The organism is Biostraticola tofi, from assembly GCF_004343195.1.
Taxonomy (GTDB): Bacteria; Pseudomonadota; Gammaproteobacteria; order Enterobacterales; family Enterobacteriaceae; genus Biostraticola; species Biostraticola tofi.
Genome location: NZ_SMCR01000010.1, coordinates 1 through 20,840 on the forward strand (window position 1 = coordinate 1; position 20,840 = coordinate 20,840).

Below are 20,840 nucleotides of genomic sequence, written 5' to 3' on the forward strand. Positions count from 1 at the left end.
ACTTCAATCGCCAGTGCTTCCCGGTTAAAATCATCAACTACGTTAAATAACCTGAATCGTCGCCCGTCGCCCAAGGCATCACTCATAAAATCGACTGACCAACAGTGGTTCATTTTATGTGGAATAACCAACGGCTGTGGGTACCTGTTGGGTAAGCGTTTTTTTCCTTTACGCCGAAAGTTGAGTTTTAACAATCGATAGATCCGGTAAACTCGTTTTGCATTCCACTGTAATCCTGCCTGGCGTAACTTATTGAACATAAGTCCAAAACCATAGGCCGGATACCGATGCGCCAGTTTTTGTAGTGCCTCGACCACAGGCAGGTCCCGTGCTGTGTTCGGGCAATAATGCAACAGGCTTCGACTGATACCGATAATCCGGCACCCGCGTCGTTCGCTGGCCTGATGTTCCGTCATAACATAATGCACCAGTTCACGCTTCTCAGGCACCGTTAAAGTTTTTTTGACACAACATCCTCATTAATTTCATGATCTAAGCTCAGGGATGCGTACATCTGCTTTAATCGGCGATTCTCTTCTTCCAGCTCTTTCATTCGTTTGATATCAGAGGACTCCATGCCGCCGTATTTAGATTTCCAGTTGTAATAGCTGGCCTCCGACACACCGTTTTCGCGGCACACATCCTTCACATGCCGACCACCTTCAACTTCTTTCAGAACCCGCAGGATCTGAGTTTCAGTGAAACGCGCTTTCTTCATGATGAGCCTCCGTTGGTTGTATTTCAACCAGAGAACTCCATTACGCGGTAAGACTAAATTCAGGGGGGACTACAATATCAGCATCACGGATATCAAAGCGCGCACGCTGGTGCAGACCAGATTGAGAGAGGTAAAAAATGAACGCTAAACGCATACCGCCAACCAAAACCCATGCCGAAATGGTCTCTGATTGGATGGAGCAACCGGAATTCAAGGCTGAATATGAAAAGCTGGACGGGTAATTCGCCCTGCTTGATGAGCTGTTGGCCGCACGCAAAAAAGCCGGCCTCACCTAAACGCAAGTCGCTGAGCGAATGGGGACCAAAGCAACGGCGATTACACGGTTGGAAAGCGGTTTAGCCTCCGGTACCCAAGGACCGTCTTATAACACGCTGAAAAAATATGCCGCTGCGGTAGGGAAAAAACTGCAAATCCGTTTTGTATAATTATTTTTAGCCATCAGCCGTTGCTCAATCCGACTGTCGGCTAAGACAGAACAGCGGAAGCACAGTTATCCTGACGCTTATGCAGCACGCTTACAGTATCTGTACGTTCCACTGTATATCTCCACAAAAAATGAGAGCGCTTAACTACTGACCTCTCGGACGATCAAACACCGGAATCAGTCAGTGTTGCTCTCAGGTGAGGAAGGCTCTGCGGATAATTTTGCTGAATAAACTCAATCATTTTTTCCCGCACGTGGCAGCGTAAATCCCAGGCAATGGGGGAATTCTGTGCAGTCATCAATAATCTGATCGTCATGGTTTTATCATTAGTATCGGTAACCTGGAGCACCTGAGTCTGTTGATCCCAGAGTTTAGTTTCACTGAGCACTTTTTCAAAATGCTTACGAAGAGGATCTAATGGCATGGAATAATCAAGGTAAAGAAAAACCGAGCCTAAAATTTGTGCATTATTACGCGTCCAGTTCTGGAAGGCATTTTCTGTAAAGTATGTAATAGGCAGGACCAGTCGACGCAGGTCCCAGATACGCACAACAACATAAGTCAGGTTTATCTCCTCAATCCAGCCCCATTCATTTTCAACGACCACCGCATCATCAATTTTTATAGGTTGCGTAAAGGCTATCTGAATTCCGGCAAACAGGTTGACAAGCGACTTCTGAAGGGCAAACCCGATTATTATTCCGGCAACCCCAGCACCGGCCAGGATTGTAGTGCCGAATTTTCGAACGCCAGGGAAACTGAGTAGAATCAGACAAAGACAGAATGACACGAGTAGTACGATAGCGACCTTTTTAACATACATTATCTGAGTGCGAATTTTACGGGCACGAAGATTATTTGAAAGATTAATGTCATAGTGTATAAAAAGCATATCCTGCGCGACATTAGTCAATCGAATCAAAACGGAGCAAAATGATAAAACAATAAATATATTAACGGTTGTTGTAATAAAAGCAACTGAGCCCGGGTGAATGTTAATATAATTAGCCCCTACATTTATTAACAGTAAGGGAATGAAAAGAAACATTGATCCACGAAGATGCTTTTCTAGTGATTTGAATAGCTTTCTGTCACGACTCTGCCAGTAGCGGATGAACCGGAGAAGTATAAATCGGGCCAGAAAACCCAATGCGAATGAGAGCGTGACGAGCAATACAGCAGGCACCCATGATGGAGCACCAGATAACTCACCGAATATCATTGGCATTTTTTTCCCTTATATTCAATCAACAACCTTTAGTTGTCAGATCAGTAATAAAAATTCATTAACCGTTGTCTGCTCGGTTATCTGCAGATTAATGTTAACGCACATCAGTTCATAAAAAATATGTTTACCTGACTTTCTTAACACAAAAAAACCTCGAACAGAAGCCGATATTTTTTGACCGGCATCGACGCAACCCACTGTAATTTATTATGAAGTTTACTTTACTCAGCCAACCAGCAGGATGTCCGCGCTTAAACCGCACCGGTGTCATCTGCCCATACCGGGCGTTGCTCCTGGGGAAAACGCCGGTCATTTACGTGCGCAGTTGGCCAAAAATGTCAGCAGTCAGTGGCCGCAACCGTGGGCAATACGGTGTAGGTAGACAGGTTGCGCCAGTCGCTTCAATACAGCAATGACAGCTTTTAGTATGAACTATACCTGCGCGGTAAACCGAAAATTGTTGCGGCAGGCGCTGTGATACGGAAGCTCGCGCCATGGTTCTACATGCCGGAAAGCGTTCGTAACCGGTCTGGAAGCCACTGCCCGGACCTGGTTCTTGTGAGGTGTTCATGTTGATGGCACGATAGCCATGCCGCACCTGAGAACAATCATCTGCAGCGCTTTGAGCGGGTGCTATCATGGCTTAATCAGGCGTCGCCAGACGTACTGGCCCTGACCGGTGACCTGACGGACGGTAATGGCACACTAAATTTGGCCGCCTCAGATGTGATGTTATCCTCATATCAACCTATTACGGATTTCCGTTGACTCGAATTTAACATAGCTGTGCTTACTATTAGGCATCATCCACCGCAAATGGCCCCATCACGACATGGCCTCGACAACGCGCCCCGTCGATAACCGCCTCCGCCAGATCACCGCCTGGTACTGTTCAATTGCCATTAAGCCATTGCGTTTACTATCAAACTTCCGATAATTAACTCCTCTCAAGTAATGAAGCATTGCACCCCCTCCCATGGTTGCTGTATATTTACACAGTATTTTACTAAGGGAATAATATGCAAGTTACACTGATTTATGATAAGAGAAATGTAGGTATGGTAAGGGATGCCTCCAGCCGAATCGAAGCCGAACTGACCAAACGGGTGCAGCGGGTATTTGCTGATGCCGAGGTAAAGGTCAAGCCGATGCAGCGTAATGGCCTGGACACTGATGCCAGCAAAAGCGATAAGGCCATACTGGCGCGTATCGTCGAGGAAATGTTCGATGATGCGGCTGAATGGCTGACGCCGGAGGAGTGATGCGGCGTTGTGCCTTGCTGCCCCCCTGCCCCGGAGAACCCGGCAGCACGCTACTTTGGCCAGGGCAGACGGTTAACCCATATTCTCTGTCTGCTGGCCTCCCGATGCCGGATACCGCTCTTGCCTACCTTGCAAAACTCACCTGAAGATGAAGGAGCATCGTTAATGAAACTTTTTCCATGGCTTATTTTCGGCGGCGCAAGCGGCGTCGGTCGGGCATTGGTCAAGAAAGGCCTGCAGCAGGAGCGTCCGATGATCGCCTTGGTGCGTAATAGCCGCCAGGCAGAAGAACTGCGTAATTTAGGCCTCACGGTGATCGCTGGCGACGCTCTTGACCCACAAAGCGTCAGGACCGCCTGCCTGGCTGCCGGTCCACACGCCCGCATTATCTCCACCCTGGGCAGCGCCGAAGCTGACTACACCGGCAACCGACTGATTATTGATACCGCCGAGCAGTGCGACCTGAGGCATATGCTGCTGGTGACATCTATCGGCTGCGGCGACAGCTGGCCTTCGTTGTCTGCGCGTGCGCGCCAGGTGTTCGGGCAGGCGGTACGTGAAAAATCCCTCGCCGAAAGCTGGCTGCAGTCCAGCCGGTTGAACGGGTGTATTCTTCGCCCCGGCGGGCTTAGAGATGGAGCGGCAACCGGGCAGAGTATCAGGGTTCAGGGTCAAGCCCACGGAGTGATCACTCGTGAGGATGTGGCTGATCACATTACGCAACTAGTGGATGATGAAGCCGCCTATGGTCAGATTTACGCTGTGATTGACCCCGGGCTGACTATGGCCGTCAAGCCATAATCCCCGCTTGTTATCGCGGTGTGATTATCCAGCCCGGCAGGAATAAGACTGCTTGGGCTAAACAAAGTCATTTCAAGGCCCTCAAGACTCCCTTTCTATTTATTTTAATATTTTCATATAGTTAACTCAATTAAACACTTTTCTCCTTCGCGAAAATAATGTGACCAATATCGCTTATTTTGATATTCATACTTGTATGGTAGTAACTCGGACGTTACCTTTTATGATATCGGCCGTTAATTCTTGTATGGCAGCGCAGCAAGTCAGCGTTTATACGGACAGCTAAGCGATAAAAAAAGCCAAAACGTTGAGCTTATATCGCCTGGCCGGGGCGAGACATAGTGGCATTGAACATTATTGCTGATAGCAGTGGCACACCATGTTTGCGAAGACACGCTCAATAGCTGCCAGCTATCGGCAGTCCGTCTTGAAGATGGCAACCTGTGGAATTGGTGAGGAAACAGACAGTGAAAAGTGTAGTAATAAAAAAACCGGGTGAGTTGGTGATTGAAGAACGTGCCCTGCCTGAACCTGGCCTCGGTGAGGTCAGGGTCAAAATTCGTTATGCCAGCATTTGCGGTTCGGATGTCCACATCTGGCACGGGCATAATCCGTTTGCCCGCTATCCTCGCGTTATCGGCCATGAGTTTTTTGGCGTGATCGACAAGACCGGCGAGTCAGTCGCTACGGCAAGACTGGGTGAGAGAGTCGCTGTCGATCCAGTGGTCAGCTGCGGCCACTGTTATCCCTGCTCGGTGGGCCGGCCGAATGTCTGCAGTGAACTACAGGTCATCGGCGTCCACCGAGACGGCGGATTCAGTGAATATGCCTGTGTTCCGGCGGGCAATGCCTATCAACTGCCGGAGACCATCCCGGATAAGCTGGCAAGTTTGATCGAGCCCTTTACCATAGCCGCCAATATTACCGCATTCGTTAAACCCACTCCGCAGGATGTGGCATTGATTTATGGCGCCGGTCCGATGGGCCTGACCGCATTGCAGGTGCTTAAAGGGGTTTATGGCGTTAAACGTATTATCGTGGCAGACAGGATTGATGAACGCTTGCTAATGGCGACCGATTCGGGTGCTGATGTGGTGCTGAATAACAGCCAAGTTGCCTTGGCTGAACAACTGCAGGGCGAAAAACCGACGCTTATCATTGACGCGGCCTGTCACCCGTCAATCCTGCCTGAGGCAATAGCACTGGCCTCACCCGCCGCGCGCATTGGCCTACTGGGTTTCTCCGCCGATGCCTGCACTATCACCCAGCAGAGCATGACCAGCAAAGAGATCTCGCTGTTTACCTCCCGGCTGAACAGCAAGCGTTTCCCGGCGGTTATCGACTGGATGACGCACGGAAAAATCGCGCCTGAAAAGCTGGTCACCCATTACTTCCCGCTGGCCGAGGTAGAACAAGCTATGACGCTGTTCGAAAAAGATCCGCATACCTGCTGCAAAGTGATCCTCAGCATGGAATGACCTTTTTATACAGACGGTAGCGCCGCCTCTGTTCCCTACACTAATCGGTATTGTGATAGCCGGAGTACCTATGATTCGACATCTTCGTTGGACTATCGTTTTTCTGTTATTTCTTGTTTTCATGATCAATTACCTTGATCGGGTGGCTTTATCCATTACGTTGCCGATGATCGAGAAAGATCTGCTGATCAATCCCGAACAGTTCGGCATGATTTTCGGCAGCTTTTTCTTTGGCTACGCACTGTTCAACTTTATCGGTGGCCTGGCGGTAGACAAATACGGTCCCACCTTGGTGCTGGGGCTGGCAGTAGGACTCTGGTCACTGTTTTGCGGATTTACTGCATTGGCGACCGGCTTCTGGTCGATGCTTATCCTGCGGGTGCTGTTTGGTATGGCCGAAGGGCCGATTTCCGCTTCAGCGAATAAAATGATTAACGGCTGGTTTCCCAAGAAACAGGCAGCTACCGCCATGGGGTTGCTTAGTGCAGGTTCGCCGCTCGGCGGTGCCGTTGCCGGCCCGATAGTCGGCTATCTGGCCATCGCCTTCGGCTGGCGTCCGGCGTTTATGATTATCTGCGTCGTCGGCATGGTTTGGATGGTGGCCTGGTTCTTTATTGCCGCTGATAATCCACTGCGCAGCAAACGCGTCAGTGAAGAAGAGCGTCTGTTGGTCAACCAACTCAAGCAGGAAACGCATTCTGAAGAAGAAGAGATTTCCAATGCGGCCCATGGGCTCGGCTACTACCTGCGTCAGCCGATTATCCTGGTAACCGCCTTTGCGTTCTTCTGTTACAACTACATTCTGTTTTTCTTCCTCAGCTGGTTTCCGGCCTATCTGGTCCAGGCCCATAACTTGAACATCAAGGAGATGAGCCTGACCACAGTTATCCCCTGGATTGTCGGTTTCGTCGGTCTGGCGCTGGGTGGATACATATCCGACAGGATTTTCAACATCACGGGCAAGCTGCTGCTTTCGCGCAAAATCGTGCTGGTGGTGTCGTTGCTGGCTGCAGCCATCTGTGTGGCGTTCGCCGGTATGGTGAAAAGCGTGGTGCCTGCGGTCGCGCTGATGTCGGTATCAATCTTCTTTTTATACATTACCGGCGCCATTTACTGGGCCATCATTCAGGATGTGGTTCATAAAAGCCGCATTGGCGCCACCAGCGGCTTTGTTCATTTGATTGGCAGTGTCTCCGGCATCATTGGCCCGGTAGTCACCGGTTTTATCGTCAAGTATACCGGCAAGTTCGACAGTGCCTTTATCCTGGCGGGTGTCGTCGCCGCGTTAGGTGCGGTGCTGGTTCTGCTGGTTATCAAATCGCCGAAAAATCACGCCGACCCCATCAAAGTGGCTTGATGCCGGTCAGAACATCAGTGATGGTTTTTACTTGATATCTTAATTTCCAGTCCGCCTGACGGCGGACACGCTATATGAGGTAAGTAATGTTGTTACTTAACAAACTTCCGAGCAACGTGGTGAGGCCGACCTATGACCGCAGCCGGTTGAAAACCCGTATCGCCCATATCGGCTTTGGCGCCTTTCACCGCGCTCATCAGGCCGTTGCGGCCGATCGCCTGGCATCGGAACACGCCAGCGATTGGGGATACGTTGAAATCAATCTGGTTGGCGGTGAGCAGCAAATCGCCGATATCAAGCAGCAGGACCATCTGTGGTCAGTCTCGGAAATGGCGGCCGACGGCTGGCATACCAGGGTAGTCGGCGTAGCTACCCAGGCGCTGCATGTGAGTATCGATGGGCTGGAGGCGGTGCTGGACGCATTGAGTGACCCCGACATTGCCATTGTCTCGATAACGGTAACCGAGAAAGGGTATTGCCACCATCCGGCCAGCGGGCAGTTGAACACCGGCCATGAGATGATCCAGCATGATATTCGCCATCCCGAAACGCCACGCTCGCTGCCGGGAGTGATACTGGCGGCTATCAAGCGGCGGCGTGAGCGCGGTCTGCCGCCGTTCAGCGTGATGTCCTGCGATAATATGCCCGAGAATGGTCATGTGACCCGCAATGTGATCCTGCAATTGGCTGCCGAGCAAGATGAGGAACTGGCGACATGGATTGCCGCCCATCTCAGTTTTCCTTCCACTATGGTTGACCGCATCGTGCCGGCAGTGACCAGTGAAACCCTGGCTCAACTGACTGAACAGCTGGGTATGGCAGACCCGGCCGGTGTGGCCTGCGAGCCTTTTTTCCAATGGGTAATCGAGGATAATTTCGTCAGCGGCCGGCCGCAATGGGAACGGGTCGGCGCCGAACTGGTGAGCGACGTGCTGCCCTATGAGGAGATGAAGCTGCGCATGCTCAACGGCAGTCATTCGCTGCTGGCCTATCTGGGCTACCTGGCCGGCTACGACCATATCAGCGATTGTATGCAGGACGATAATTTTGTGCGCGCAGCCCGGCATTTGATGCTGGCTGAGCAGGCCCCGACGCTCAGGACCACCGATATCGACCTGGAAGCCTATGCCGATGCGCTCATCCAGCGCTATCGCAATCCGGCGCTTAAACACCGGACTTGGCAGATCGCCATGGACGGTACGCAGAAGCTGCCCCAGCGCTGGCTGGACAGTATCCGCTGGCACCTCAACAATGGCAGCGATTTTCCTATGCTGGCGCTGGGTGTGGCCGGCTGGATGCGCTACGTCGGCGGTATTGACGAGCAAGGCAAACCGATCGATATCAGCGATCCGCTTAAAGATCTGCTGGCCCAGCGCGTAGCTCAAACCGCAGACGGCGGTGAACGCATTGACGCTCTGCTGTCAATTGAGGCGGTTTTCGGAACGCAGCTTGCCCACAACCCGCGCTTTGTCGAGCCGGTTTCTACCGCTTATGCTGCCCTCACCGATCAGGGCGCCAAGGCAGCCGTCAGTGCTGCCGTCAAGCCCCTCTGATAACCGCGTCCTGCTCTCCATCCCCCGAGAGCAGGACAAATAGCGCTGGTGATTTAACCGTCCAGTCGCTAGACTTATCAACTAATTATCTTCATTTACCCCATTACAGCTAATACGGTGCTTCACCATGGCGATCGCCTATACCATTACCGCCAGTGAACCGGTAAACCAGCAGATCTATCGCTTTCTGCGGCGAGAGATTGTGACCTGTGAAATCCCGCCCGGCGCGCTGCTGTCGGAAAAGGAAATTTCAGTGCGCTTTACTGTTTCCCGCCAGCCGGTACGCGAAGCTTTTATCAAGCTGTCCGAAGCCGGACTGGTTGAAATACGCCCTCAGCGGGGCACTTATGTGCGCAAGATTTCCGCCCGCCGGGTGGCGGATGGACGTTTTATACGTGAAGCGGTGGAATCAGCGGTGGTGCGCCGGGCAGCGAACGAAATCACCCCGCAGTTTCTGATGCGCCTTGACCATAATATTGAAATGCAGAAACTGGCCGCCGCTCAGCAGGACAGCCAGGGATTCCTGCAGCTTGATGATGAGTTTCACAGCCTGATAGCCCAGAGCATTGATTGTACTTTGGCATGGGAAACGGTGGAGAATATCAAGGCCACCATGGACCGGGTGCGCTATCTGACCCTGGCCGAGGTCTCTCCGCCTGAAGAGTTGATTAATGAGCATCAGCGTATTCTGGCTGCAATCAAAGCCGGCGATGCCGACGGGGCTGAAGGCGCCATCCGCCGACATCTGCAAACCCTGATCTTCTCCCTGACGCCGATTGCCGAGCGCAATGACGATTGGTTTGAAGAAGACTGATCCGCTGTTGTGTCCTTACAGCAGAGCGTAAGCCGCCATACCCACCAGCGCCCCGGTAGTGCCGAGAATGGTTTCCATCACCGTCCAGGTTTTCAGCGTCTGCAGTTCTGTGGCGCCGGTCAATTTACCGAACAGCCAGAAACCGGCATCATTGACGTGGCTGAACACGATGGAACCCCCGCCGATACACACCGAAAGCGCCGCCAGTTGGGCGCCGTTGAGCCCCAGTTCACCGATAACCGGCATGACCAGACCGACGGTGGTCAGACAGGCGACGGTCGCTGATCCCTGAATGATGCGGATAGCCGCCGACAGGGCAAAGCAGGCCAGCGCAACCGGCATACCGGTGTCGATAAGCGCATTGCCCAGTGCCGGCCCGACGCCCGAGTCCACCAGAACTTGCTTGAATACCCCACCAGCTCCTGTCACCAGCAGGATGATGCCCGCCGGCTGAAGGGCCGCCGAACAGATGGCCATGACCTTTTCTTTGTCCATGCCCTGACGGTAAGCCAGGCCGTAAATCGCGACCAGACAAGCCAGCAGGATAGCCACAAAAGGGTGGCCTATCAGTTCCATCCAGCTATAGGCCGCTGATCCCTGGTCAACAAATCGTGTGCCAATAGTTTTAAGACCCACCAGCAGCAGCGGAAAAAGCACCAGTACCACACTGAACCCGAACGAGGGCAAGCCCTGAGATTTCAGGTCAGGTTCGCTGGTTTCTTCGGGCAGCGCAATATGAACATATTGGCTGATAAACCGGCCATATAGCGGACCCGCCAACAGCATGGCGGGAATGGCTGCCGCCAGGCCGATGGCGATCATCCAGCCATAATCGGCATGCATCTGGGAGGCCAGCAGCATCGGGGTCGGTCCCGGCAACAAAAATGCGGCCGCCGCCGCAACGCCGGCAAATAAAGGTATCAGTAATTTAACCATGTTGCCGTCAGTACGGCGGGCCACAGCAAATACCACGCCGATAAGCAACATGACCGCCACTTCAAAAAACAGCGGCAACGCACAGATAAGGCCTACAATGCCCAGCGCCAGTGCCGCGCGCCGCTGTCCGAAGCAGCCGAGCATTTTGCCGGCAATTTGATCCAGCGCGCCGGTTTCATGCAAAATTTTGCCAAACATCGATCCCAGTGCCACGACGATCGCCAGGAACCCCAGGGTTCCCCCCATCCCCGCCTGCATGGTATCGGCGATTTTTTCAAGCGGCATGCCCGAAAAAATCCCGGTGCCGACTGACACCACCAGCAGGGCGACAAACGCGTGCATTCGCACCTTCATTACCAGAAACAGCAGAATAACTACCGAACCGATGGCGGTGATGATTAAGCTTAGGGTACTCATAGCAAGCTACCCACCATGGCAGGCTGTGCGCCAGTACCGGTACCGGACTTTACCGGCAGACGGCGGATGCGGTTTAAAGCCTCAGTCCGGCGGCCAATGTTCAGATTCATTTCGTTCACTTTATTACTCCCTTGCAAATCGAAACAGCAGCACGTGGTATTGCCTCTAAGCGGAGGCGCTTTAGCGTTGCGCGTTATTGTTATTACCGAATCGTGCAAAAAATGTTACCGGTAACAATTGTCCTGCCAGGCATCAGGAAAGGCAAGAAAGCTGAGCCTAATCACATAAAAAGTGTGACATACATCGAATAAATGTAGTTAAAACGTCGGGAGGTCACAATGTGAAGACACGGGATGTTGCAAAATTTGCTCTTCTAGTTGATCGGCAGCAACAGCGGGTTCACCCCGTTTAGGTCTTTTGCTGCCGGCATCAGAGTTAAAGACGTCCCAGCCAGCGCATGACCAAACTGCCTGCCCCCGTTACTGTTGCCAGAATCACCACCGCCATCCAGCCACCGCTTTCCAGTAAACGACTGCCCAGTGCCGCTCCTGCCGCCATGCCGATAAACATGCCGGTAAACAGCAGCGCATTCAGCCGGCTGCGGGCATCAGGCTGCAAAGCATAGATAATGGTCTGATGACCGACTAATGTTGCCTGGACGCCTAAATCAAACCCCACCGCGCAAACCACCAGCAGTATCAGTTGAGAGTGACCGGGCAGCAATACCGTCAGGCACATCGCGGCGAATGACAGCGGAGCCAGCGTCAAGATCCTTCCTCCTGACAGCACCGGCTTTGGTTGAGCCTGTTTGGTCTGTTTATGCTGTTCCGGTATAAACGGTTTAAGCTGTTTCTGTATCAGCGACATGATGCTATATCCATTGTTGGGCTATTTAGTGCGCCCATTCTCTAACGACGCAAATGACTTCGGTAGTAGCCAGCCGAGTAAAGCTGTTATACGTTATCTGCATGAAAACACCGATAACCGCCGGCGTTGACCGCATTGAGTTAATGCAGACCTTTATAGGCATCGTCGAGGCCGGCAGCCTTTCGGCCGCCGCCGCCGCCGCCCGGCTGGCACGGCCTGCCTTTACCGATTTACCTGGTTTATCCTCAGGCACGCTTTTACCCGGCCAGGCGTAGACTGTTTCTCTCAATCATGCGTGAAGCGATGCCAGAACTGCCCGGTGCTCAGCGGCCACTGGGCGGTTAATCCTGCAAGTGCGGCTGGTCCTGACCCATTGCCCTGCTGTCAACAGCCCAGAATGATCAATAAGAGCTTAAACCGCCTTATTGTTGACCTATCCCGTATATAACACTTTAAATGTGCAGCCGAGCGGTCTCACATTTTGTATGATATGCGTGTTGGGTTCACTCTCGACTATTGAGACCAAAGGATAATGATCGACTTACGCTTCCCCACTGCACTACATATGGTATTCAGCATTGCCAATGCCCAACGGCAAGGTAAACGCGTGACCAGCGCCATCCTGGCAGCCGGCCTTGAGGCCAACCCGAGTTTTGTGCGTAAGTTGATGGTGCCATTAACTCATGACGGGATTATTGTCTCTACCTTAGGCAGACAAGGTTCAATCCGCCTTGGACGTGCAGCCGAAGCCATTACGCTTTTGGAAATTTATCTGTCAGTGACCGAGGACAAACGCTTGTGGGCACTGCGTCCGGAGGTTCCTTCCCGTTGCCTGGTCACCGCGAATACCTGCTGGTATTTCAAATCGCTGGTCAACGAAGCGGAACAGGCTTGCCTGGAGGTGTTTGCCCGACGCACCGTGGGAGATGCGCTGGTTGAGTTGGAAAGAGGCGACCGACGCGGGGCAGAGGAACCAGAGATACGCTCTTGCCGCCAACCGGCAGAGAAAAATGCTAACTGACTCAGCCAGCACGACTGTCTTTGCTACCTCGGTCTCAACGTTACAGCAGTACTACGATGATGATCAAACCAGCATCAGTGAGGTGCTGCAGTTAGCGGCATCATTATCCTTATCGCATCCCGTTTTCAGCTGAAGCGGTGGGTCCGACAGAAAATTTCACGCCAGGCAGGCGGCACTAACAGCAAGACGGACAGCAATGCTCAACGAGTAGACTGGCGTGAGAGCAAGAGGCCAGGCTTGAACGTTTAGCCCTTTGCCTCATGGTTTTGGACAGGCCGGGCTGGCAAGTTCAGCCTTTGGCCTGGCAGGAAGGGTAACGCCTGCGCTTGAATGCTCAGCCTTTGCCTGGCAGGAAGGGTAAAGCCTGCACTTGGATGCTCAGCCTTTGGCCTGGCAGGAAGGGTAATGCCTGCGCTTGAATGCTCAGCCATTAGCCTGGCAAGCGTGGCCGTAAGCCGGGCGGCCATAGTGCTGAGACAAGCCCGCGTCGGAGGGACAGCTTATTCGCTTCTGCCGACGCCAGGCAGAGGGGGTACTGCCGAACTGACGCTTAAAGCTACGGGTAAACGACTGCTGTGAGTCATAACCAAGTGAAATGGCCACTTCCAGAATCGAATCCTCTCCGTAAACCAGACGTTCAGCCGATTGCTGCAGGCGTTTGCTGCGGATATATTCGCCCAGCGCCAGGCCGGTTTCATGCTTGAATATGCGTTGCAGATACCATTTTGAATAACCGGCGCGTTCGGCAACCGTGGTCAGGTCCAACCTTGATTCGAGATGCGAATCAATCCATCCAATGAGTTCTTTTACAAAACCAGAATAAGTCATGGCAAGATTCCAGACAGGGGGTTTAAAAGTCGATTCAGCCCGTAGCCAGGCTCGCGCTGTGCGACATCGCCAATGCGCATCAAATAAAATAGTCACGCGGTAAATCACATTAGTTACGATAGTATATTATAACAGATAATGCAAGCGTAATAGTTGCACTTTAAAGCCTGTGATTTTAGGTACAATTTCCCTGATGTCTGGTAACTGCTTTTTTAACGATCGTGGTAAAACGGGCCGATTGACAGCCCGCTGGAACGGTTATCCACGGTATTCGATGATCGACAGGCCCGCATTGTAATCGGTGCTGTAAATAATACCTTCAGCATCGACGAACACATCACATGACTGGATGACCCTCGGACGACCAGGACGCTTATCCATCATGGCAGCCGGAGCCGCCGGCACCAGAGCCCCGGTTTCTTTTGGCCGATAGGGATTGCTGATGTCATAGGCCCGCACACCGGCATTCTGATAGGTGGCGAAAATCAGCGTATCGCTGATGAAGCTACCGGGACGATTTTCATGCAGATTATGCGGACCAAAATGGGCGCCTTTACTCACATAATCGCGCTCAACGGGCTGGGGGAAAGTGGCGATACTGACAGGATTGGACGGATCGCGAATATCGAATAGCCAAATCAGCTTCTCACCGTCTTGCTGGTTATCCAGCACCGCCTCATCCAGCACCACCAGCAAATCACGACTCGGCAACGGCAGCGCAGTATGCGTGCCGCCGCCAAAAGGAGGACTCCAGTTGCGGTGGCTGATAAGCGTTGGGTGAGCGCGATCGCTGACATCGAGCAGTGTCAGACCGCCGTCTCGCCAGCTTCCATAGGCAGTATCACCGCTGATAATGGCGTGATGCAGGGCATAACGCTTGCCCTCAGGCCACTCAGGCGTTTCGCCGGCGGCACTGTTCATGCCCGGCAGCCAATAACGCCCGGCCACGGCGGGCTTGAGGGGATCGGCAAGATCAATAGTCAGGAAAATATAATCGCTGAAGCCATCAATCAGGGCTGACACATAGGCCCAGCGTCCCCCCACATACCAGATGCGGTGGATACCAATCCCTTCCAGAGACAGAAAGCTTATCTCGATCGGTCTGTCAGGCGTGGATATATCATAAATACGCAGTCCGGCGCTCCAGCCGCGGTCGGTTTTTTCCGGCCTTACCGTGTCAGATACGGAACGAGTGTAATAGATCTTCTCATCCGCAAAACGGGCATCGGCAAACAGATCCCGGGCGTTGACGACCAGCAACAGGTCATCATGGGCCTGCAAATGAACATTCCAGGTACCGGGAGGGGCGGCGACGAATCCCGCCGCCTTGGGGTTATTCACGTCGCGTACATCGACGATAGAAAAGCCCTGTGACACCATATGGCCGATATAGGCGAAGCCGCGATGCACCATAATCTGGACGCCATCTGGCTTGCCCCCCTGATCACTATGGCCGATAAGCCGCATATTGCGGCTGTATTCAGGAGTGGGTAATGCGGGAGATGCCATGCCGGGTTCCTTACTTCTTGGCGTGCTGCGTTTCCAGGGTAGCGAACCAGGGAGCGATAAAATCATCAGCCGTGCCCCAGCCGGGAATAATTTTTGCCAGCGACGCCATATTGACTTCGCCGGGCTGGCTGGCAAGCAGCGCCTGTGGAATTGCCGCGGCCTTAAATTCATAGGTCGCCGGCGTCGCTTCACCGGCGATTTTATTGGCGACCAGGCGCAGGTTGATTTTGCCGATTAATTTAGGGTCTACCGCGACACTGACTTTCCACGGACTGCCGGCTTCACGCATCAACTGCAGGTCCTGGTTGGAGATATCAATACTGTAAAGCTTTATCTCAGTACGGCCATTCTCTTTCAGCGCTTTATAGGCTCCCTGACTGAAGGCATCCCAAGTTCCCCAGATAGCATCGATTTTGCCTTTCGGGTATTTGGCCAGCACCGCGCCCACCTTATTGGCGGTATCGCCCTGCACATCAGAAGATACCGCACCGATCGACTCCAGCTCGTGGATACCGGGATGGGTTTTAAGCAATTCTTTATAAGCGGTCTGACGACGTTCCATGGGTGGGAAGCCAGCGACCCACAGTTTGATGATGTTGGCTTTGCCGTCGAAATCCTTGATGAGCTGCGCCAAAGATTCATTAGTCAGAGATGCGTCATCCTGCTGAGTCACGGTGACGCCGGGCAGGCTGCCGTTGACGGCGGTGTCGAATACCGACACCGCGATGCCGCTGTCGGTGATGCGCTTAACCAGTTCAGTTGAATACGGGTCGCGCCCCTGAGAAAGAATGATGCCGTCGTACTTCTGGCTGATGGCCTGATTGACGAAGTCCTGGAACCGCGCGTCATCGCCATTGCTCAGGAAAGTACTGACTTTGAAGCCCAGTTTTTTGCCTTCTTCAACAACTCCGGAGACAAATTGAGTCGTGTTATCGTCCGAACCCAGATTACGGATAACCGCGATACGCACCGGGCCATGGTGTCCGGCAAGCGCCGCCGGTACCGGTGCGGGGGCAGCAGCGGCGGCTTGCAGGCTGGCAAGAAGGCTCAGGGCCAGTAAAGGGGAAAAAATCTTTTTCATGTACTGCTCCGTCTGGTGGCGAATGCGCTCTCAAAAAGAACACTGAATTAGATGCCTTTATGTCTGGACGTCTATTTAAGGCAACGCAGCATAATAGCCAGACCAGGGTCATGATTGAAAGCGTTCCCTTATGACATTTATTAGCTGTTTCACCCTTTCCGTCAGCGCTTTTGGATATATGTCATAGCCAAGGCCAGCGCCAGTACCAATCCTTTGATGATGTCCATGGCATAATAAGGCACTGACATCATCACCAGGCCGTTTTGCAACACGCCGAGCAGCACCGCACCTACCAGCGTTCCCAACGCATTGGGTTTACCGGATCCGGCCAGGGAAAAACCGATGTAGGCCGCAGCGACCGCATCCATCAGATAGCCTCCGCCGGCGTTTACCTGAGACGAACCGATGCGTGATGCCAGCAGGATACCGCCCAGCGCCGCCAGTAGCGAAGAGATCACATAGGCCAGCACCCGGTAGCGGGCGGTCGCAATGCCGGCAAGCCTGGCGGCTTCAGGATTACCGCCGATGGCGTACATTCTGCGGCCGTGCTTGGTCAGTGACAAATAAAGCTGAATAACCAGGGTGACCACCAGCATGATGAAAACGATAACCGGCACCTGCCCCAGCGCGGAGAATAATGCCGGAATGACGCCTTCGGCCATATCACCGCTCGGCAGCACCATGTTCTGGGTAATCGAGCCGCCAAAACTGTAGGTCATCGCCACACCCTGGATGACGAACAGGCTGGCGAGCGTTGCCAGCATGTCGGGTATCTTGAGCACCACGATCAGAAAAGCATTAAACAGCCCGATCAGGGTACAGATAACCAGCGTCAGTACGATGGCCTGAATGGTATCCATCCCGTACCAGACCAAGAAGGAAATCACCAGCGCATTCGCCAGCGAAGCGGTCGATCCCACCGACAGATCGAACCCGCCTACCGAAAGCGATATCGATACACCGATAGCAATTACCGTGACAATAGCAATCGAGCGAAGGATATTGATGATGTTATAAGGATCGAGAAAATTTTCGTTGGCCACGCCAAACAGCGCTATCAGCGCGACTACCGTGAGCAGCATGCCCCAGCGGTACAAAAATTCGAACAGATGATGATACAGGGGCAGTGCCCCGCCACGGCTGGGTGATGCATTACTCACGGACGTACGCCTCCGGTTGAATATAATAATAAGGTTTCTTCGTCTGCCTGGGGTCCGCTGATATCGGCGACGATCCGGCCATCCCACAACACCAGGATCCTGTCGCACAGCCCGACCAGCTCGGACAGTTCACCCGAGGCGTAAATAATCCCCTTGCCTTCCCTGGCCAGTTGGTCAATCAGCACAAACAGATCCTGCTTGGCTTTGATATCCACACCTTTGGTCGGCTCATCGAAAATAAGGATATCCGCATCACCCCGAAGCCATTTGCCGATGGCGATTTTCTGTTGGTTGCCGCCGGATAATCGCTTCAGTTTTTGCTGCAGCCCCGATGTTCTGACGCCCAACCTTCCAACGATGTCGCGCGCCCAACGCCATTCCTGCCGGCGACTGAAAAAACCGGCGGTAGAAAAGCTGTTGTCCGCGCTGACGCTCAGGTTCATCGGAATCGCTTCTTCGACGAAAATGCCCTCTTTGCGGCGCTCCTCAGGCACCAGCGCCAATCCGCGGCAGACCGAGTCATGGGGCGAAGTCGGTCGCCAAGGTCTGCCCTTTAGCGTGCCCCGGCTGATTTGGGAGGCCGTAGCGCCGAACAGCGCCTTGCAAAGCTCGGTTTTGCCCGCTCCCGCCAGTCCGGCAATGCCCAGGATTTCCCCTTTTTTCAGGCTAAGGGCAATATCATGAAGTCGGCTGTCGTCATGCAGCCCTTCCAGCTCCAGCAACAGCTCATCACTGTGAGGCGGACGGGCAGGAGGAAATATATCGTCCAGACGGTGGCCGAGCATTTTTTCAATGATGTGATCGCTGCGCAGGCCATTCATTCGGCCATCGCTGACCCGGCAGCCATCACGCAGCACCGTCAGATGGTCACAGATAGCGGCAATTTCATGGATACGATGAGAAATAAATACCACGCCGATACCTTGCTCCTTGAGACGGCGCACCACAGCAAACAGCTGCTCACTTTCAGCGTTATCCAGCGGAGCGGTCGGTTCATCGAGGATCAGAAAACGACAGTTGTGCGACAAGGCGCGTGCCAACAGTATGTGCTGCTTCTCAGCCAGGGTGCAGCCGGCGATAGATTGGCGAACGTTAATGCTGACCTTTAACTGGGCCAGCAGGGCTTCAGCGCGCTGATACAGTTTGGGCCAGTTGCACCACTGTCCCTGTTCCGCCAACGAATCCAGCATAATGTTTTCACCCACCGAAAGCGTCGGTACCAGGGCCACATCCACTTCCTGCTGAACCAGGTGAATCCCCAATTGCTTGGCCTGGCGGGGGGAATGAATGCTGACCGGTCGAGAGTCAATCAGGATGTCGCCTTGATAATGACGGTGGGAGCCCGACAACACCGCCATAAGCGTGGATTTTCCGGCGCCATTGGCGCCAATCAGAGCGTGAATTGAACCGCCCTGCAAACTGAAATCAACGTCAGAAAGCGCCTGAAAGCCTGCAAAAGACAATGAAATATTTCGCATTTCCAGGCGGGAGGAAGAGGTTGTCATAGGCCGGGGTGACTCTCAGAGGTACATGATGGCACGTTGCCATCATAAACGTTAATTACCTGATTTTTCATGAAACGCCCGGGTTTAGCAATAGCCTAAAAAGCATAAGCTACATAAAAATGTTCTTGACCCTGCCAGAGGTTATACCGTGCTCAGTAATCGATGCCGGAGCACGTAGAAATGGGCGATGCAAATGGTTATAGGGATAAATTACTATTATTTAAAATTTCATCTATTTAGGTACATCAATAGGTTCAACTGAGTCTTTGAATTAAAATTCGTGATCCGTATTCAAACTTTTCAATAACAAGAGCCAGCAATATTTTTAACACTGTGCAATTGCCTATTTTTCAACAACCTGTTTTATATACATATAATCTCAAACAAGTCAATAAACACCATTCTTCCCTCTTATCTTACAGGCGTTTGCACAGTTTCTTGCCCGGCTGGTCAACGCAATACTGAGCGCCTCTCCCCCTGTATAACGAGGCCGATAATCATGAGCAGTCCCGGCGAAACAATGCTGTCTGACCAGGATCTGATAATCAGACGTGCCTGTAAGAAATTCTTTACAAGAATTATTCCAATGCTGATCGTTATGCTGATAGTCAATCAGATCGATCGATCCAATATTGGCTTTATCAAAGCTGAGTTGGCAACCGATGCGGGAATAAGCGCAGCAGCCTTTGGCCTCGGCGCAGGCCTGTTTTTTATAGGATACGCGTTATTTGAAGTGCCCAGTAATATGATGCTGGGCAAATACGGCGCCCGCATTTGGCTGACTCGGATTATGATTACCTGGGGACTGGTCGTGTTCTTTACCGGGTTTATTACCTCGCCAGTGCAATTTTATATTATGCGCTTTCTGCTCGGCGTGGCGGAGGCCGGGTTCTTCCCTGGCGTGCTTTACTATTTCAGGCAGTGGGTACCCAATGCCTGGCGTGGCAGGGCAACGGCGATGATCCTCAGCGCATCGGCAGCAGCATTCCTGTTTTCCGGTCCGATTACCGGAGCCATACTCGGCTTGCACGATTTTATGGGACTGCCGGGCTGGAAATGGGTACTGTTTCTTGAAGGCGGCGCCTCTGTTGTCATCGGTATTATTGCTTCACTGGTGCTGGTATCGTCACCAGCTCAGGCCAAATGGTTGACTCGGCAAGAATCGGACACGCTATTGGCGGTGCTGGCTGAAGAAGACCTGCAGCGCAACCGTCTAACTGCCAGCACGTCCAGATTGAGCCTGTTATTCAACCGGCAGATGCTATTTTATTGCGCCATTTTCTTTACTATGACCATGACCGGCTACACCCTGGTATTCTGGCTGCCGCAAATTATCCGACGTATCCAGGGTTTCAGCGAATTTGGTACCGGCCTGTTGACCGCTGTGCCGTGGCTTTGCGCGATTATCGCCATCAATCTGGTGGGCAAAGTCAGCGATAATTATCGCCATATGCTGGATAAGGTGCTCGCGGTCGCCATCCTGGTGGCGGCATCTGGCACCTTTCTGGCAACGCTGGGTAATCCCTGGTTCGGGTTTATCGCCATGTGCATCGCCTGCGTCGGTTCCAAAACCAGCGCTACCTTCTTCTGGCCGATGCCGCAGGGCTCTCTACCGGCCAGTATCGTTGCCCCTGGCGTGGCGTTAATCAATTCGGTCGGAAATTTGGGCGGGTTTTTCGCGCCAACGGTGTTCGGCTACCTGGAACAAAAAACCGGTAGCACCACAGGCGGGCTCTATGCGCTGACCGCGGTATCGGTACTGGCCGCCCTTTTCCTGCTGCTGCGTAAATCCGATTTTACTGTCAAGCCATCGCCACTGGAGAGCAAAAATATCTGATTCGTTGATCATTATCAGCATG

At 52.8% G+C, this 20,840-nt stretch carries 17 protein-coding genes and 3 pseudogenes; 10 read left to right on the forward strand and 10 right to left on the reverse strand.

Annotation, left to right across the window (positions count from 1 at the left end; translation table 11 throughout):
- Positions 1 to 718: pseudogene (locus tag EDC52_RS16390) on the reverse strand (transposase); the annotation flags it as partial.
- Positions 719 to 1,032: 314 nt separating this feature from the next.
- On the opposite strand from EDC52_RS16390, the gene EDC52_RS20120 reads away from it, so the two are divergent.
- On the forward strand, positions 1,033 to 1,164 hold the full coding sequence (locus EDC52_RS20120) for a hypothetical protein (protein ID WP_230468080.1): 132 nt from the start codon (positions 1,033 to 1,035) through the stop codon (positions 1,162 to 1,164).
- 163 nt (positions 1,165 to 1,327) lie between these two features.
- Here the strand turns inward: EDC52_RS20120 and EDC52_RS16400 are convergent, their stop codons facing one another.
- Positions 1,328 to 2,392, reverse strand: a complete 1,065-nt coding sequence (locus tag EDC52_RS16400; RefSeq protein WP_131866832.1) for a mechanosensitive ion channel family protein — start codon at positions 2,390 to 2,392, stop codon at positions 1,328 to 1,330.
- 1,019 nt (positions 2,393 to 3,411) lie between these two features.
- Here EDC52_RS16400 and EDC52_RS16405 point away from each other — a divergent pair.
- The 6 genes from EDC52_RS16405 (at position 3,412) to EDC52_RS16430 (ending at position 9,657) form a co-directional block, all read left to right on the forward strand.
- A complete protein-coding gene (locus EDC52_RS16405) occupies positions 3,412 to 3,654 on the forward strand; it encodes a DinI-like family protein (protein WP_131866834.1) in 243 nt (80 codons plus the stop codon).
- 165 nt (positions 3,655 to 3,819) lie between these two features.
- On the forward strand, positions 3,820 to 4,455 hold the full coding sequence (locus EDC52_RS16410; RefSeq protein ID WP_131866836.1) for an SDR family oxidoreductase: 636 nt from the start codon (positions 3,820 to 3,822) through the stop codon (positions 4,453 to 4,455).
- A 467-nt stretch (positions 4,456 to 4,922) separates the two neighbouring features.
- Entirely contained in the window at positions 4,923 to 5,933 is a 1,011-nt protein-coding gene (locus EDC52_RS16415; RefSeq protein WP_131866838.1) for a Zn-dependent oxidoreductase, read from the forward strand.
- A gap of 70 nt (positions 5,934 to 6,003) precedes the next feature.
- Positions 6,004 to 7,290 (forward strand): MFS transporter, encoded by a 1,287-nt coding sequence (locus tag EDC52_RS16420; protein ID WP_131866839.1) that lies wholly within the window; start codon positions 6,004 to 6,006, stop codon positions 7,288 to 7,290.
- Positions 7,291 to 7,376: 86 nt separating this feature from the next.
- Positions 7,377 to 8,843, forward strand: coding sequence for a mannitol dehydrogenase family protein (locus tag EDC52_RS16425; protein ID WP_131866841.1), 1,467 nt, complete (start codon positions 7,377 to 7,379; stop codon positions 8,841 to 8,843).
- Positions 8,844 to 8,970: 127 nt separating this feature from the next.
- Positions 8,971 to 9,657, forward strand: coding sequence for a GntR family transcriptional regulator (locus EDC52_RS16430; RefSeq protein WP_131866843.1), 687 nt, complete (start codon positions 8,971 to 8,973; stop codon positions 9,655 to 9,657).
- Positions 9,658 to 9,672: 15 nt separating this feature from the next.
- Here the strand turns inward: EDC52_RS16430 and gntU are convergent, their stop codons facing one another.
- From gntU to EDC52_RS16440, 3 genes and pseudogenes are all read right to left on the reverse strand, one after another.
- Complete coding sequence (gntU, locus tag EDC52_RS16435) at positions 9,673 to 11,010, reverse strand: gluconate transporter (protein WP_131866845.1); 1,338 nt, start codon at positions 11,008 to 11,010, stop codon at positions 9,673 to 9,675.
- Positions 11,007 to 11,129 (reverse strand): hypothetical protein, encoded by a 123-nt coding sequence (locus EDC52_RS20290; RefSeq protein ID WP_268990392.1) that lies wholly within the window; start codon positions 11,127 to 11,129, stop codon positions 11,007 to 11,009. The genes gntU and EDC52_RS20290 overlap by 4 nt, the downstream gene beginning before the upstream one ends.
- A gap of 316 nt (positions 11,130 to 11,445) precedes the next feature.
- Positions 11,446 to 11,775, reverse strand: a pseudogene (locus EDC52_RS16440) (MFS transporter); the annotation flags it as partial.
- A gap of 203 nt (positions 11,776 to 11,978) precedes the next feature.
- Here EDC52_RS16440 and EDC52_RS20465 point away from each other — a divergent pair.
- Together EDC52_RS20465 and EDC52_RS16455 are read left to right on the forward strand one after the other, a co-directional pair.
- A pseudogene (locus tag EDC52_RS20465) lies at positions 11,979 to 12,104 on the forward strand (LysR family transcriptional regulator); the annotation flags it as partial.
- A gap of 305 nt (positions 12,105 to 12,409) precedes the next feature.
- Entirely contained in the window at positions 12,410 to 12,898 is a 489-nt protein-coding gene (locus EDC52_RS16455) for an RrF2 family transcriptional regulator (RefSeq protein WP_131866849.1), read from the forward strand.
- 423 nt (positions 12,899 to 13,321) lie between these two features.
- On the opposite strand, the gene EDC52_RS16460 is transcribed toward EDC52_RS16455, so the two are convergent.
- The 5 genes from EDC52_RS16460 to EDC52_RS16480 form a co-directional block, all read right to left on the reverse strand.
- Positions 13,322 to 13,726 (reverse strand): helix-turn-helix domain-containing protein, encoded by a 405-nt coding sequence (locus EDC52_RS16460; RefSeq protein ID WP_131866851.1) that lies wholly within the window; start codon positions 13,724 to 13,726, stop codon positions 13,322 to 13,324.
- A 258-nt stretch (positions 13,727 to 13,984) separates the two neighbouring features.
- Positions 13,985 to 15,235: an LVIVD repeat-containing protein gene (locus tag EDC52_RS16465; RefSeq protein WP_131866852.1), complete on the reverse strand. Its 1,251-nt coding sequence runs from the start codon at positions 15,233 to 15,235 to the stop codon at positions 13,985 to 13,987.
- 10 nt (positions 15,236 to 15,245) lie between these two features.
- On the reverse strand, positions 15,246 to 16,316 hold the full coding sequence (locus tag EDC52_RS16470) for a sugar ABC transporter substrate-binding protein (RefSeq protein ID WP_131866854.1): 1,071 nt from the start codon (positions 16,314 to 16,316) through the stop codon (positions 15,246 to 15,248).
- Between the two features lie 161 nt (positions 16,317 to 16,477).
- Positions 16,478 to 17,398 carry an ABC transporter permease gene (locus EDC52_RS16475; RefSeq protein WP_131867025.1) on the reverse strand — a complete coding sequence of 307 codons (921 nt, stop codon included), beginning with the start codon at positions 17,396 to 17,398 and terminating at the stop codon, positions 16,478 to 16,480.
- A gap of 74 nt (positions 17,399 to 17,472) precedes the next feature.
- Entirely contained in the window at positions 17,473 to 18,954 is a 1,482-nt protein-coding gene (locus EDC52_RS16480) for a sugar ABC transporter ATP-binding protein (protein WP_131867027.1), read from the reverse strand.
- Positions 18,955 to 19,480: 526 nt separating this feature from the next.
- Here EDC52_RS16480 and EDC52_RS16485 point away from each other — a divergent pair.
- Complete coding sequence (locus tag EDC52_RS16485; RefSeq protein WP_407924228.1) at positions 19,481 to 20,818, forward strand: MFS transporter; 1,338 nt, start codon at positions 19,481 to 19,483, stop codon at positions 20,816 to 20,818.
- Positions 20,819 to 20,840: the final 22 nt, after the last annotated feature.

Coding starts and splice junctions, on each gene's coding strand:
- EDC52_RS16460 (WP_131866851.1), bottom strand. CDS start 13,726: ATGACTTATTCTGGTTTTGTAAAAGAACTCATTGGATGGATTGATTCG.
- EDC52_RS16405 (WP_131866834.1), top strand. CDS start 3,412: ATGCAAGTTACACTGATTTATGATAAGAGAAATGTAGGTATGGTAAGG.
- EDC52_RS16420 (WP_131866839.1), top strand. CDS start 6,004: ATGATTCGACATCTTCGTTGGACTATCGTTTTTCTGTTATTTCTTGTT.
- EDC52_RS16475 (WP_131867025.1), bottom strand. CDS start 17,398: ATGCTGCTCACGGTAGTCGCGCTGATAGCGCTGTTTGGCGTGGCCAAC.
- EDC52_RS16400 (WP_131866832.1), bottom strand. CDS start 2,392: ATGCCAATGATATTCGGTGAGTTATCTGGTGCTCCATCATGGGTGCCT.
- EDC52_RS16430 (WP_131866843.1), top strand. CDS start 8,971: ATGGCGATCGCCTATACCATTACCGCCAGTGAACCGGTAAACCAGCAG.
- EDC52_RS16425 (WP_131866841.1), top strand. CDS start 7,377: ATGTTGTTACTTAACAAACTTCCGAGCAACGTGGTGAGGCCGACCTAT.
- EDC52_RS16455 (WP_131866849.1), top strand. CDS start 12,410: ATGATCGACTTACGCTTCCCCACTGCACTACATATGGTATTCAGCATT.
- EDC52_RS16485 (WP_407924228.1), top strand. CDS start 19,481: ATGAGCAGTCCCGGCGAAACAATGCTGTCTGACCAGGATCTGATAATC.
- EDC52_RS16465 (WP_131866852.1), bottom strand. CDS start 15,235: ATGGCATCTCCCGCATTACCCACTCCTGAATACAGCCGCAATATGCGG.
- EDC52_RS16480 (WP_131867027.1), bottom strand. CDS start 18,954: ATGCGAAATATTTCATTGTCTTTTGCAGGCTTTCAGGCGCTTTCTGAC.
- EDC52_RS16410 (WP_131866836.1), top strand. CDS start 3,820: ATGAAACTTTTTCCATGGCTTATTTTCGGCGGCGCAAGCGGCGTCGGT.
- EDC52_RS16470 (WP_131866854.1), bottom strand. CDS start 16,316: ATGAAAAAGATTTTTTCCCCTTTACTGGCCCTGAGCCTTCTTGCCAGC.
- EDC52_RS20120 (WP_230468080.1), top strand. CDS start 1,033: ATGGGGACCAAAGCAACGGCGATTACACGGTTGGAAAGCGGTTTAGCC.
- gntU (WP_131866845.1), bottom strand. CDS start 11,010: ATGAGTACCCTAAGCTTAATCATCACCGCCATCGGTTCGGTAGTTATT.